The 13,354-nt window shown below is 66.3% G+C and carries 10 protein-coding genes; 4 read left to right on the plus strand and 6 right to left on the minus strand.

Annotation, left to right across the window (positions count from 1 at the left end):
• Positions 1–72: 72 nt before the first annotated feature.
• From IMX13_RS09965 to IMX13_RS09975, 3 genes are read left to right on the plus strand one after another with little or no spacing between them, the layout of a single operon-like run.
• Entirely contained in the window at positions 73–1,218 is a 1,146-nt protein-coding gene (locus IMX13_RS09965) for an efflux RND transporter periplasmic adaptor subunit (protein ID WP_053517749.1), read from the plus strand.
• Entirely contained in the window at positions 1,215–4,736 is a 3,522-nt protein-coding gene (locus tag IMX13_RS09970; RefSeq protein WP_193396270.1) for an efflux RND transporter permease subunit, read from the plus strand. The genes IMX13_RS09965 and IMX13_RS09970 overlap by 4 nt, the downstream gene beginning before the upstream one ends.
• Positions 4,733–7,810 (plus strand): efflux RND transporter permease subunit, encoded by a 3,078-nt coding sequence (locus IMX13_RS09975; protein ID WP_065181330.1) that lies wholly within the window; start codon positions 4,733–4,735, stop codon positions 7,808–7,810. The genes IMX13_RS09970 and IMX13_RS09975 overlap by 4 nt, the downstream gene beginning before the upstream one ends.
• 157 nt (positions 7,811–7,967) lie before the next feature.
• Here IMX13_RS09975 and IMX13_RS09980 read toward each other — a convergent pair whose 3' ends face one another.
• The 6 genes from IMX13_RS09980 to ykgO form a co-directional block, all read right to left on the minus strand.
• Positions 7,968–9,188, minus strand: coding sequence for a TraB/GumN family protein (locus IMX13_RS09980; RefSeq protein ID WP_053517747.1), 1,221 nt, complete (start codon positions 9,186–9,188; stop codon positions 7,968–7,970).
• 4 nt (positions 9,189–9,192) lie between these two features.
• On the minus strand, positions 9,193–9,723 hold the full coding sequence (locus tag IMX13_RS09985) for a GNAT family N-acetyltransferase (protein ID WP_065175046.1): 531 nt from the start codon (positions 9,721–9,723) through the stop codon (positions 9,193–9,195).
• A gap of 13 nt (positions 9,724–9,736) precedes the next feature.
• Positions 9,737–10,624: a carbon-nitrogen hydrolase gene (locus tag IMX13_RS09990; protein WP_053517744.1), complete on the minus strand. Its 888-nt coding sequence runs from the start codon at positions 10,622–10,624 to the stop codon at positions 9,737–9,739.
• Positions 10,625–10,788: 164 nt separating this feature from the next.
• The gene (locus IMX13_RS09995; RefSeq protein WP_193396271.1) at positions 10,789–11,826 is read right to left on the minus strand and encodes an agmatine deiminase family protein; all 1,038 of its coding nucleotides are present in this window, start codon (positions 11,824–11,826) and stop codon (positions 10,789–10,791) included.
• Positions 11,827–11,865: 39 nt separating this feature from the next.
• Positions 11,866–12,195 (minus strand): hypothetical protein, encoded by a 330-nt coding sequence (locus tag IMX13_RS10000; RefSeq protein WP_053517741.1) that lies wholly within the window; start codon positions 12,193–12,195, stop codon positions 11,866–11,868.
• 146 nt (positions 12,196–12,341) lie between these two features.
• On the minus strand, positions 12,342–12,467 hold the full coding sequence (ykgO, locus tag IMX13_RS10005) for a type B 50S ribosomal protein L36 (protein ID WP_005409283.1): 126 nt from the start codon (positions 12,465–12,467) through the stop codon (positions 12,342–12,344).
• A 197-nt stretch (positions 12,468–12,664) separates the two neighbouring features.
• Here ykgO and cmk point away from each other — a divergent pair, with 197 nt between their 5' ends.
• Positions 12,665–13,342 carry a (d)CMP kinase gene (gene cmk, locus IMX13_RS10010; protein WP_053517740.1) on the plus strand — a complete coding sequence of 226 codons (678 nt, stop codon included), beginning with the start codon at positions 12,665–12,667 and terminating at the stop codon, positions 13,340–13,342.
• The last annotated feature ends 12 nt before the right edge of the window (positions 13,343–13,354 follow it).

Here is a 13,354-nt window from a genome sequence, read left to right on the forward strand (position 1 = left end):
ATATGGTGTTGCCGTGAAGTGGTGCATTACTTTGCTACCACACCTGCCCACGCATCCTCCAGGGACCTGACGATGTCGCACCCAATCTTCCTGCATGGCCGCCGCAGCGGACTCTGCGCCGCCGCCCTGCTGATCTCCACCACGCTGATGCTGGGCGGTTGCGCCGCGGGCCCCAACAGCGAGGCCAAGGCCGCCGAAACCAAGGATGAGAAAAAAGTCGAGTCCGTGCCGGTCGAGGTCGCGGTGGCCAGCCGCCGCGCTGTGGCGGCCAGCTACACCGGCACCGCCGCGCTGGAGCCGCGCGCCGAGTCGCAGGTGGTTGCCAAGACCTCTGGCGTGGCGCTGGCGGTGCTGGTCGAGGAAGGCCAGCGGGTCAGCGCAGGGCAGCCGCTGGTACGGCTCGATCCGGACCGCGCACGCCTGGCGGTTGCCCAGAGCGAGGCACAGATGCGCAAGCTCGAGAACAACTACCAGCGCGCACAGAAGCTGGTCGGCCAGCAGATGGTCAGTGCTGCCGACGTCGACCAGCTGCGCTTCGATCTGGAAAACGTGCGCGCGCAGTATCGCCTGGCCACGCTGGAGCTGTCGTACACCACGGTGGTCGCACCGATCTCCGGCGTGATCGCCTCGCGCTCGATCAAGACCGGCAACTTCGTGCAGATCAACACGCCGATCTTCCGCATCGTCGACAACTCGCGCCTGGAAGCCACCCTCAACGTTCCCGAACGCGAGCTGGCAACGCTGCGTGCCGGCCAGCCGGTGACCCTATCGGCGGATGCACTGCCGGGCCAGAGCTTCACCGGCATCGTTGATCGCATCGCACCGGTGGTGGATTCGGGCAGCGGCACGTTCCGTGTTGTCAGTGCCTTCGACGGCACTGCCCATTCCCTGCAGCCGGGCATGTTCGGCCGGATCCGCATCGATTACGACCAGCGTGCCGACGCCCTGGTCGTGCCGCGCCTGGCGCTGCTCGACGATGGTGAGCCGGCGGTGTTCCGGGTGCGCGACGGCAAGGTCGCACGCGTTCCGGTCAAGCTGGGTTACGCCGAGGGGCCATGGGTGGAGATCCGTGATGGCCTGGCGGCCGGAGACCAGGTGGTCACCGCAGGCAAGGTCGCGCTGCGCGACGGCACCGCCGTGCAGGTGATCGCTGATCCGAAGGCGAAGACGGCGACGGCCTCGGCCAAGCCGGCAGACAAGGCCGGGAGCCGGCAATGAGCCATCCTGACCACGACCACGGTGCTTCGCCCCACGGCGAAAGCGCCGCCGCCGGCATGCGCGGCGGCCTGGTGGAGTTCGCTACCCGCCGCCGCGTCACCATTGCCATGTGCACGGTCACCCTGCTGCTGTTCGGCCTGATTGCGCTGGGCAGCCTCAAGGTCAACCTGCTGCCGGACCTGAGCTACCCGACGCTGACGGTACGCACCGAATACACCGGTGCGGCACCGACCGAGATCGAAACCCTGATCACCCAGCCGGTGGAAGAAGCCGTGGGCGTGGTCAAGAACCTGCGCAAGCTGAAGTCGGTCTCGCGCACCGGCCAGAGCGATGTGGTGCTGGAGTTCGCCTGGGGCACCAACATGGACCAGGCCAGCCTGGAAGTGCGCGACAAGATGGAAGCGCTGAACCTGCCGCTGGAGGCGAAAGCCCCGGTGCTGCTGCGCTTCAATCCGTCCACCGAGCCGATCATGCGCCTGGTGCTGTCCAGCAAGGCGGCGCCGTCCAGCGATGCCGACGCCATCCGCGAGCTGACCATCCTGCGCCGCTACGCCGACGAGGATCTGAAGAAGAAGCTGGAACCGGTCACCGGCGTGGCGGCGGTCAAGGTCGGCGGCGGCCTGGAGGACGAGATCCAGGTCGACATCGACCAGCAGAAGCTCGCGCAGCTGAATCTGCCGATCGATACCGTCATCAAGCGCCTGAAGGACGAGAACATCAACATCTCCGGCGGTCGGCTGGAAGAGGGCTCGCAGCGCTTCCTGGTGCGTACCGTCAACCAGTTCGCCGACCTGGAGGAGATCCGCAACCTGCTGGTCACCACCCAGGCGTCCAATGGCAGTGCGGCGGACTCCGCGCTGCAGCAGATGTTCAACATTGCCGCCTCCACCGGTTCCGCTGCGGCCATCGCCGCAGCCTCGGCCGCACAGAGCGCATCGTCCGGCGGTGGCTCCAGCGTGGTCGCCAATGGCGTTCCTGTCCGGTTGAAGGACGTGGCCACCGTACGCCAGGGCTACAAGGAGCGTGAAGCGATCATCCGCCTGGGCGGCAAGGAATCGGTCGAGCTGGCGATCTACAAGGAAGGCGACGCCAACACCGTCGCCACCGCCGAAGCGCTGCGCAAGCGTCTGGAGCAGATCAAGGGCACGTTCCCCGGCGATGCCGAACTGACCACCATCGAGGACCAGTCGCGCTTCATCGAGCATGCGATCAGCGACGTCAAGAAGGATGCGGTGATCGGCGGCCTGCTGGCGATCCTGATCATCTTCCTGTTTCTCCGCGATGGCTGGAGCACGTTCGTCATCAGCCTGTCGCTGCCGGTGTCGATCATCGCCACGTTCTTCTTCATGGGCCAACTGGGTCTCAGCCTGAACGTCATGTCGCTGGGCGGCCTGGCGCTGGCGACGGGCCTGGTGGTGGACGATTCGATCGTGGTGCTGGAGAGCATCGCCAAGGCGCGCGAGCGGGGGCTGGGCATCCTGCAGGCCGCGATCGAAGGCACCCGCGAAGTGAGCATGGCGGTGGTCGCCTCCACCCTGACCACCATCGCAGTGTTCCTGCCACTGGTGTTCGTCGACGGTATCGCCGGCCAGCTGTTCCGCGACCAGGCGCTGACCGTGGCGATCGCCATCGCCATTTCGCTGCTGGTATCGATGACACTGATTCCGATGCTCAGCTCGCTGAAGGGGCGGCCGCCGCTGGCGTTCCCCGAAGAGCCCGCCAGCGAGGCGTGGCAGCCGGAGCGTCGCTGGCAGAAGCCCGTTGCAGCCGGCCGTCGTGGCTTCGTCGCTGCGGTGCGCTGGACCTTCTATGCGCTGGCCTGGCTGGTGGTGCGTGCCTGCCGCGGCGTTGCCGCCGTGATCGGTCCGGTCATGCGCAAGGCCAGCGATATCGCGATGAAGCCCTATGCGGGGGCCGAACGTGGCTACCTGCGGCTGTTGCCGAGCGCGCTGGCGCACCCCGGCAAGGTGCTGGGCCTGGCCGCGCTGGCGTTTGCAGCCACCCTGGCGCTGGTGCCGATGCTGGGCGCCGACCTCATCCCGCAGCTGGCCCAGGACCGCTTCGAGATGACCGTCAAGCTGCCGGCCGGCACGCCGTTGAAGCAGACCGATGCACTGGTCCGCGAACTGCAGCTGGCGCACGGCAAGGGCGAGGGCGTGGCCTCGCTGTACGGCGTCAGTGGCAGCGGTACCCGGCTGGACGCAAGCCCGACCGAGAGCGGTGAGAACATCGGCAAGCTGACCGTGGTGATGGAAGGCGGTGGGGATGCGCGCACCGAAGCGGCCATCACCGAGCGCCTGCGTGGCACCATGGCCGGGCACCCCGGCGCGCAGGTCGACTTCGCGCGGCCGGCACTGTTCAGTTTCTCCACGCCGCTGGAAATCGAACTGCGTGGTCAGGACATGGCCACGCTGGAGCAGGCCGGCCAGCGGCTGGCTGCCCTGCTGCGCGGCAATGCGCACTACGCCGACGTGAAGTCGACGGTGGAGGAGGGCTTCCCGGAGATCCAGATCCGCTTCGACCAGGAGCGCGCCGGTGCACTGGGCCTGACCACCCGCCAGATCGCCGACGTCGTGGTGAAGAAGGTGCGCGGCGATGTGGCCACCCGCTACAGCTTCCGCGACCGCAAGATCGACGTGCTGGTACGGGCACAGGAAGGCGACCGGGCCAGCGTGGAGAGCATCCGCCGCTTGATCGTCAACCCGGGCAGTACCCGTCCGGTCACCCTGGACGCCGTGGCCGACGTGGTGGCCACCACCGGTCCGAGCGAGATCCACCGTGCCGATCAGACCCGCGTCGCGGTGGTCTCGGCCAACCTGCGTGACATCGATCTGGGCGCGGCCATGCGCGAAGTGCAGCAGATGGTCGCCGAACAGCCGCTTGGTGCGGGCGTCGGCCTGCATATCGGTGGCCAGGGCGAGGAACTGGCGCAGGCGGCAACGTCGCTGATCTTCGCCTTCGGACTGGCGATCTTCCTGGTCTATCTGGTGATGGCGTCGCAGTTCGAATCGCTGCTGCATCCGTTCGTGATCCTGTTCACCATCCCGCTGGCGCTGGTCGGCGCGATCCTGGCGCTGATGCTGACCGGCAAGCCGATCTCGGTGGTGGTGTTCATCGGCCTGATCCTGCTGGTGGGACTGGTCACCAAGAACGCGATCATCCTGATCGACAAGGTCAATCAGCTGCGCGAGGCCGGCGTGGCCAAGCACGAGGCGCTGGTGGAAGGCGCGCGCTCGCGCCTGCGTCCGATCATCATGACCACCCTGTGCACGCTGTTCGGCTTCCTGCCACTGGCGGTGGCGATGGGCGAGGGCGCTGAAGTACGTGCGCCGATGGCGATCACCGTGATCGGCGGCCTGCTGGTCTCCACCCTGCTGACCCTGCTGGTGATCCCGGTGGTCTACGACCTGATGGATCGCCGCGGCGACGCCTACTACCGCGAACGCGGCCGCAAGCACGCCGGCGACGGACTGCGAATCGCAGAAGGTGGCCGCGTCGGCGGCGAGGAGCCGGCATGAGTGTCGCCGAGTTCTCCATCCGCCGTCCGGTCACCACCATCATGTGCTTCGTATCGCTGGTGGTGATCGGCCTGATCGCTTCATTCCGGCTGCCACTGGAGGCTCTGCCGGACATCTCCGCGCCGTTCCTGTTCGTGCAGATTCCGTACACGGGCTCGACACCGGAAGAAGTGGAGCGGACCATCATCCGGCCGGTGGAAGAGTCATTGGCAACGATGACCGGGATCAAGCGCATGCGCTCCTCGGCCACGTCCGAAGCGGCGCTGATCTTCATCGAGTTCAGCGACTGGGACCGTGACATCGCCATCGCCGCTTCCGACGCGCGCGAACGTATCGATGCGATCCGCAGCGACCTGCCTGACGACCTGCAGCGCTACAACGTGTTCAAGTGGTCCAGCAGCGACCAGCCGGTGCTGAAGGTGCGCCTGGCCAGCACCACCGACCTGACGACCGCCTATGACATGCTCGACCGCGAGTTCAAGCGGCGCATCGAGCGCATTCCTGGCGTTGCGCGCGTGGACATCACCGGTGCACCGCCGAATGAAGTCGAGATCGCGATCGATCCCAACCGGCTCAACGCGCACGGGCTGAGCATCAACGAGCTGAGCGAACGGTTGCGCACGCTGAACTTTTCGATCTCGGCCGGGCAGATCGATGACAACGGCCAGCGTGTGCGCGTGCAACCGGTCGGCGAGATCACCGACCTGCAGGAACTGCGCGACCTGGTGATCAACGCCAAGGGCCTGCGGCTGGGTGACATCGCCGATGTGCGGCTGAAGCCGGCGCGGATGAACTATGGCCGCCGCCTGGATGGCAACCCGGCAGTGGGCCTGGATATCTTCAAGGAGCGCAGCGCCAATCTGGTCGACGTCTCGCGCGCGGCGCTGGCCGAAGTCGAAGCGATCCGCGCACAGGCCTCGATGCGCGATGTGCAGATCAAGGTCATCGACAACCAGGGCAAGGCGGTGACCTCCTCGCTGCTGGAGCTGGCCGAAGCCGGTGCGGTGGGCCTGATCCTGTCGGTGACGGTGCTGTTCTTCTTCCTGCGCCACTGGCCGTCCACGCTGATGGTGACGCTGGCCATCCCGATCTGCTTCACCATCACCCTGGGCTTCATGTACTTCGTCGGGGTGACGCTGAACATCCTGACCATGATGGGCCTGCTGCTGGCGGTGGGCATGCTGGTGGACAACGCCGTGGTGGTGGTGGAGAGCATCTACCAGGAGCGCGAGCGCATGCCGGGACAGCCACGGCTGGCCTCGATCATCGGCACCCGCAACGTCGCCATCGCGCTCAGCGCCGGCACCCTGTGCCATTGCATCGTGTTCGTGCCGAACCTGTTCGGCGAGACCAACAACATCAGCATCTTCATGGCACAGATCGCGATCACCATTTCGGTATCGCTGCTGGCGTCTTGGCTGGTGGCGGTCAGCCTGATTCCGATGCTGTCCGCGCGCATGGCCACGCCCAAGCTCGTGCACTCGCAGACCGGCCTGATCGCGCGCCTGCAGCGGCGCTACGCGCAGGTGCTGGACTGGTCGCTGCACCATCGTGGCTGGAGCCTGCTGGGCATCGTGCTGGTGGTGGCCGTCAGCCTGGTGCCGATGAAACTGACCAAGGTGGACATGTTCGGTGGTGAAGGTGGCAAGGACATCTTCATCGGCTACATGTGGAAGGGTGCCTACACCTACCGGCAGATGTCCGAGGAAGTGGCTCGGGTGGAGAACTGGATCGACGAGAACCGTGAGCGCCTGCACGTCAAGCAGGTGTACTCCTGGTACAGCGAGCAGGAAGGCAGCTCGACGGTCGTCACCCTGGACGAGAAGTACGCCAAGGACATCAAGTCACTGCAGGAGGAGCTGCGCAAGGGCCTGCCGAAGTCCGCGCGTACCGACTACTTCGTCGGCAACCAGGGCGGTGATGGTGGTGGCGGCAACCAGGGCGTGCAGGTGCAGTTGATCGGCGATTCCAGCAGCATGCTGCAGGAAATCGGCCAGGAAGTGCTGCCCCTGCTGGCCCAGCGTGCGGAGCTGCGCGACGTGCGCATCGACAATGGCGAGAAGGGCGGTGAACTCAAGGTGCGCGTCGATCGCGAGCGTGCCGCCGCCTTCGGCTTCAACGCCGAGCAGGTGGCCAGCTTTGTCGGCCTGGCATTGCGCGGCGCACCGATGCGTGAGTTCCGGAGAGGCGACAACGAGGTTCCGGTCTGGGTGCGCTTCGCCGGGGCCGAGCAGAGCAGTCCGGAGGACCTGGCCGGCTTCAGCGTGCGTACCGGCGACGGCCGCAGCGTGCCGCTGCTGAGTCTGGTCAGCGTCGATGTCGGTTCGTCCGCCACCCAGATCGGCCGCACCAACCGGCAGACCACGCTGACGATCAAGGCCAACCTGGCCGAGAAGATCACCGCACCGGACGGACGCAAGGCGATCGAGGCCGTACTCAAGCCGATGAGCTTCCCGGCCGGCTATGGCTACACCTTCGATGGTGGCGACTATGGCAACGATGACGAGGCGATGCAGCAGATGGTGTTCAACCTGCTCATCGCGCTGGTGATGATCTACGTGGTGATGGCGGCGGTGTTCGAATCACTGCTGTTCCCGGCGGCGATCATGAGCGGCGTGCTGTTCTCGATCTTCGGCGTGTTCTGGCTGTTCTGGATCACCGGCACCTCGTTCGGAATCATGTCCTTCATCGGCATCCTGGTGCTGATGGGCGTGGTGGTGAACAACGGCATCGTGATGATCGAGCACATCAACAACCTCCGGCGCAGCGGCATGGGGCGTACCCAGGCCCTGGTGGAGGGCTCACGCGAGCGCCTGCGCCCGATCATGATGACCATGGGAACGGCGATCCTGGCGATGGTGCCGATTTCGCTGACCAACACGCAGATGTTCGGCGACGGCCCGGAGTACGCGCCGATGGCCCGTGCCATCGCCGGTGGACTGGCGTTCTCGACCGTGGTCAGCCTGCTGTTCCTGCCGACGATCTACGCGGTGCTGGACGACCTGCGCAATGCCGTGACGCGGCTGATCCGCCGCGCGCGCGGCCTGGAAAAGGTGGCGGCAACGGCCGCCTAGCGTCGAGCTTGCCCGACTACGGGGAACGACAACGTGTTGTGGTGTGGGGACGCCGGTCGTAGTGGGGCGGCCTCCCCCTTTTTTTTGCCGGGCATGGCCCGGCGCTACCATCACCGCCACACGGTATCGCCGGGCCATGCCCGGCGGGGCGTTGCAATCAACCTGCCACCTTGCCCCACACCTGGAAGCCGGTCAGCCACAGGCCGAGCATGCTGCCGAGATTGGTCAGCATGAACGTCAGTACCACGCGGGTGACTCGATTGCGGTACCAGCCCTTCAACGACTGTGCATCGTCGCGCAGCTGCAGGAAATCCTGGTACGCCGGCTTGCGCAGGCGTGCCTCGACCAGCGCCGAGAACGCGCCGGTGGGAATGCTGAGCCGGAACGGCTTGAACGGGGCGACCACGATCGCCGTGAGAATGCTCAGCGGGTGACTGCCGGCCAGCAGACAGCCGAGGCCGGCCAGGCCGCCGGTGTACATCGCCCAGGTGGCCAGCAGTTCGGTGCCCACGCCCAGGCCTCCGCGGTAGAAGCCGACGGCGATGCCGGTGATGACGATGGCAAGGATGCCCAGCGTGAACCACGGGATGTTGCGCTTCTTCGGCACGGCTTCGAGTTCGGCGCGCAACGGTGCCGGTGCATCGGTATCCGTTTCGAGGTATCGCGCCAGGCCCGCCAGATGGCCGGCGCCGACCACCGCCAGCACTTCGCGCTGCCGCGGGTCGTGTTCTTCGCGCAGGCGCGTGGCCATGTAGCGGTCGCGCTCGCCGATGATGGTTTCGTACAGCGCGGGATTCTCGGTCGCGAACTCGCCGAAGCTCGACTCCAGCATGTCGCCCTGCTTGAGCTTCTCGATTTCGTTCTCGCCCACCTCTTCCGATGAGAACAGGCCGGCGCCCAGGCCCGCAACCAGCTTCAGCTTGCCGAAGAAGCCCAGCCGCTGCGAGGCGCGGCGGAAGGTCAGGCCCACCTCGCGGTCGATCAGGTGGACGGGCAGGCCGCGCTCACGCCCCAGTTCGACGGCGCGCTTCAGTTCCGCACCCGGCTCGATGCCGAGCTGTTCGGCCAGACGACGCTGGTAGGCGGAAAGCGCCAGGTTGGCGGCGAACAGGGCAACGCGACCCTTGCGGATCACCTCGACCAGGTCCAGCTTGGCCAACGTGTCCGGATCGCTCAGGGCCTGCAGGCGCTGGGGGTCCAGTTCGACCGCGACGGCATCGAAGCGGCCGCTGTTGATTGCTTTCTCCACCGCCTCGACGCTGGCGTGGGAAACGTGGGCGGTGCCCAGCAGGGTGTAGCGCACGCCGTCGCGTTCAACGACGCGCACCGGCTGGCCGGCGAACAGATCGTCGCCGGTCTCGGGAAGGATTTCGGTCATGGAGTCATTCATTGGAAGGTGCGGTGTCGGCGCCGTCGCCGAGCGCGCGTTGCATCTGCACGGTGTCCAGCCAGCGGCCGTGCTTGCGGCCGAGGCCGCGGAACACGCCGACCAGCTCGAAGCCGAAACGCTCGTGCAGCCTGATCGAAGCGGTATTGGTCGGTTCGCCGATCACCGCCACCATCTGCCGGAAGCCACGTGCGACGCATGCGTCGATCAGCGCCTGCAACAGGCCGGTGCCGACGCCCTGGCCCTGGAACCGTGCATCGACATAGACCGAGTTCTCCACGGTCCACTGGTAGGCAATGCGCGTGCGGTAGGTGTTGGCGTAGGCGTAGCCGGCGACCTGGCCGTCGATCTCGGCGACCAGATAGGGAAAACCGCGGTCGATGATGTCGCGCATGCGGCGCAGCATCTCGGCCTGGTCCGGGATGTCGTACTCGTACGTGTTGACGAAGTCGGTCACTTCGACCGCGTAGATCGCGGTGATCGCGGCGATGTCGGCAGGGCCGGCATCACGGATGAGGACGGCCATGCGCGGCTCCGGTTCAGTCGATGTAGCGCTTGAGCAGATCGCCGTAGGCATCGATGCGGCGATCGCGCAGGAACGGCCAGATGCGGCGCACGTGCTCGCTGCGCTGCAGGTCGACGTCGCATACCAGCACAGCGGCATCGGTGCCGGCTTCGGCCAGGAACTCGCCCTGCGGGCCGAGCACGTGGCTGTTGCCCCAGAACTGGATGCCCGACGCGCCCAGCGGCGAGGCCTCATGGCCGACGCGGTTGCAGCTCAGCACCGGCAGGCCGTTGGCGACGGCATGGCCACGGTGGCTCAGTACCCAGGCATCGCGCTGGCGGGTCTTCTCGTCCTGCACGTCGTCCGGGTCCCAGCCGATCGCAGTCGGGTACAGCAGCAGTTCGGCGCCGGCCAGCGCCATCAGGCGCGCCGCCTCCGGATACCACTGGTCCCAGCACACCAGCACGCCCAGGCGGCCCACCGAGGTGTCGATCGGGGTGAAGCCGATGTCGCCCGGGGTGAAGTAGAACTTCTCGTAGAAACCCGGATCGTCCGGGATGTGCATCTTGCGGTACTTGCCGAGCAGGGTGCCGTCCTTCTCGAACACCACCGCGGTGTTGTGGTACAGGCCGGCGGCGCGGCGCTCGAACAGCGAACCGACCAGCACCACGCCATGCTTCTTCGCCAGCGCACCCAGGCGCTCGGTGCTCGGGCCCGGGATCGGTTCGGCCAGATCGAACTCGTCAACCGACTCGTGCTGGCAGAAGTAGGGGCCGTTGTGCAGTTCCTGCAGCAGCACCAGCTTGGCGCCCTGCGCTGCCGCTTCGGCCACGCGTGCCTCGATCACCGCCAGATTGGCGGCGGCATCGCCGTGGTTGCGCTCCTGGATCAGGGCGACGGTAAGCGGGCTGCGCGAGTTCATGCGGGTGTTCCTGCGGGGGAAAACCCGCATGTTAGCGCGTATGCGATGCCGCGGCGTGTCGGCCGCTGAACAGGTGCACGCAGCCGGTTTCGCCGGGCCATGCCCGGCGTACGAACCGAATGCCGCTGTGCTCGCCGGGCGTGGCCCGGCGCTACCGCATCGTGCTACGCCTTCAGCAGGCCTTCCGGCAGCTGCATGGTGATGCAGTGCAGGCTGCCGTTCTGCCAGATCAGCGAGCGGCACGGCACCTGCACGATCTCGCGGCCCGGATGGGCCTTGGCCAGCACGTCGCGGGCCAGATCGTCGGCCGGATCACCGTACGCCGGCATCAGCACCGCGCCGTTGACGATCAGGTAGTTGGCGTACGAGGCCGCCAGGCGGCGGCCTTCGTCGATCACCGGCTGTGCCCACGGCAGCGGGAACAGGCGGTATGGCTGACCGTCACGGGTGCGCAGCGCAGCCAGTTCCCTGCCCATCGCCTGCAGCTCGGCGTAGTGCGAGTCGTTCTCGTCGTCGCAGGCCTGGTAGACGATGCTGTCCGCCGAGGCGAAGCGGGCGAGGGTATCGATGTGGGCATCGGTATCGTCGCCTTCCAGGTAGCCGTGGTCGAGCCACAGCACGCGCTCCTGCTGCAGCCAGTCGGCGAGGTCGGCGCTCAGGCTGGCGCGGTCACGATCCGGGTGGCGTTCGTGCAGGCACTTCCAGGTGGTCAGCAGGGTACCTTCACCGTCGGTTTCGATGGCGCCGCCTTCCAGCGCGAACGGGATGCTGCGCACCGGCGCGTCGTTGAAAACGCCGGCCTGGTCGAGCGCGCCCACCAGCTGATCGTCGAGGGTGGCATCGAACTTGCCGCCCCAGCCGGTGAAGCGGAAGTCCAGCAGCTGGAAACCGCCGTCGGCACGTCGCAGGGTGATCGGGCCCGAGTCGCGCAGCCAGGTGTCGTCGTAGGCCGCCGTGGTGAAGTGCACCCTGTCCATGTCGATGCGGTTGGAGCGCAGCCGCATTTCGGCATAGGTCTCCACATCGTCATCGGCCACGCAGATCAGCACCGGCTGGAAGCGGGTGATCGCTGCAACCAGTGCGATATAGGTTTCCTCCACCTGTCCCAGGCGGTCGGCCCAGTCGGTATCGGCGGTGGGCCAGGCAATCAGGATGCCGCTCTGGGCTTCCCACTCGGCAGGAAAACGAAGGGTCTGGTTCATGGTCTCGCTACACAGGCCCGCCCGGGGCGGGTAAAGGGGTCAACGGATCGGCGGTTTCGGGCCGATTTCGTTCGGGTCCGCCTGGTTGGCCACCACGTCGATCACCTTCTGCTTCTCGAAGTAGACAGTGAACTGTGGGTACACCCAGCGGTTGATGGTCGGCCATTGCCGCTTCTGCCCGCCGCGCGGCTGCAGCTGCTCGCTGGGCGCACCGAACTGGCTCTGCACCTGCTGCATGGACTGGCCACGAAGGGGCAGGGCGCCGGCCGGCTTCTCGCGGGCGCGGTCGACAAGCAGAGTGTCGGCCAGGGCCGGCGTGGCGGCTGCCAGAGTGGCCAGCACGGCCAGGGTGGACAGGTAACGCTTCATCTCGATCTACTCCCCAGTGGTCAAGAAAGGCGATTACAGCAAAATCGGCAGGAAAAAGCCGCATAAACAAAAAACCGCCCGAAGGCGGCTTTTTGCATCGGGTCGGTCCCGCGCGGGACCAGCCGCAGCCACGAAGGCTGTTGGGCTCAGCGCTGACGCGCCTTGAAACGCGGGTTCGACTTGCAGATCACGAAGATCTTGCCACGGCGACGGACGACCTTGCAGTCACGGTGACGGGCCTTCGCCGACTTCAGGGAGGACAGGACTTTCATGGCATACCTCGGCGTAAACAGTAGTTGTTCGGGTGGAGCGTGGCCGCGATATGCGAAAGACAATCGGCAGTTGACGCTCGTTCAAGCCCGCCATTCTACCGGGCTTTTCCTCATGGTTTCAAGTGGTTGCACAAAAGATCCGTCGCGGGGTGTCTGGCAGGGGCTAGAATGCCCCCTTCACACGTACTGGGACCCCCATGAATCCACTCGCTCCCGTCCTGACCATCGACGGCCCATCAGGGGCCGGCAAGGGTACCATCAGCCGCATCGTGGCGCGCCGGATGGGCTGGCATTACCTGGATTCAGGCGCCCTGTACCGGGCGGTGGGCGTGGCCGCCAGCTGGGCCGACATCGATACCTCCGACGCCTCGGCACTGGTGCGGTGCACGTTCGATACCCATGTTCAGTTTGTTGAACAGGGTGACGCGATGCGGGTCCTGGTCAATGGCAGCGATGCCACCGACGAACTGCGGCTGGAGACCACCGGCGCGCTGGCGTCGGCCATCGCGGCCATTCCCGAAGTCCGGGCGGCCCTGAAGGAGCGGCAGCGCGCATTCAGGGAGCTGCCGGGCCTGGTCGCGGACGGTCGTGACATGGGTACGGTGATCTTCCCGGATGCCCCCTACAAGGTGTTCCTGACCGCCAGTGCCGAAGAGCGCGCCGAGCGCCGGCATAAGCAGTTGAAAGACAAGGGGGTTTCTGTTAACTTTGATGACCTCCTGCGCGAGATCATGGCCCGCGACGCCCGTGATGCTCAGCGTACCGTGGCGCCCCTGAAGCCGGCAGACGATGCCGTCCTCATCGACACCACAGGCATCGGCATCGCAGATGTCGTTGCCCGAGTGATGGATCTGCTTCCGGTTCCGGCTGCCTGATCCGTTCGCGCG

The sequence above is a fragment of the Stenotrophomonas sp. B2 genome (genome assembly GCF_014947095.1).
Lineage (GTDB): Bacteria > Pseudomonadota > Gammaproteobacteria > Xanthomonadales > Xanthomonadaceae > Stenotrophomonas > Stenotrophomonas maltophilia_P.

Bases quoted from the DNA above. Each gene is read 5' to 3' on its own strand.
- IMX13_RS09965 (WP_053517749.1), top strand. From the start codon at position 73: ATGTCGCACCCAATCTTCCTGCATGGCCGCCGCAGCGGACTCTGCGCC.
- IMX13_RS09970 (WP_193396270.1), top strand. From the start codon at position 1,215: ATGAGCCATCCTGACCACGACCACGGTGCTTCGCCCCACGGCGAAAGC.
- IMX13_RS09975 (WP_065181330.1), top strand. From the start codon at position 4,733: ATGAGTGTCGCCGAGTTCTCCATCCGCCGTCCGGTCACCACCATCATG.
- IMX13_RS09980 (WP_053517747.1), bottom strand. From the start codon at position 9,188: ATGACCGAAATCCTTCCCGAGACCGGCGACGATCTGTTCGCCGGCCAG.
- IMX13_RS09985 (WP_065175046.1), bottom strand. From the start codon at position 9,723: ATGGCCGTCCTCATCCGTGATGCCGGCCCTGCCGACATCGCCGCGATC.
- IMX13_RS09990 (WP_053517744.1), bottom strand. From the start codon at position 10,624: ATGAACTCGCGCAGCCCGCTTACCGTCGCCCTGATCCAGGAGCGCAAC.
- IMX13_RS09995 (WP_193396271.1), bottom strand. From the start codon at position 11,826: ATGAACCAGACCCTTCGTTTTCCTGCCGAGTGGGAAGCCCAGAGCGGC.
- IMX13_RS10000 (WP_053517741.1), bottom strand. From the start codon at position 12,195: ATGAAGCGTTACCTGTCCACCCTGGCCGTGCTGGCCACTCTGGCAGCC.
- ykgO (WP_005409283.1), bottom strand. From the start codon at position 12,467: ATGAAAGTCCTGTCCTCCCTGAAGTCGGCGAAGGCCCGTCACCGTGAC.
- cmk (WP_053517740.1), top strand. From the start codon at position 12,665: ATGAATCCACTCGCTCCCGTCCTGACCATCGACGGCCCATCAGGGGCC.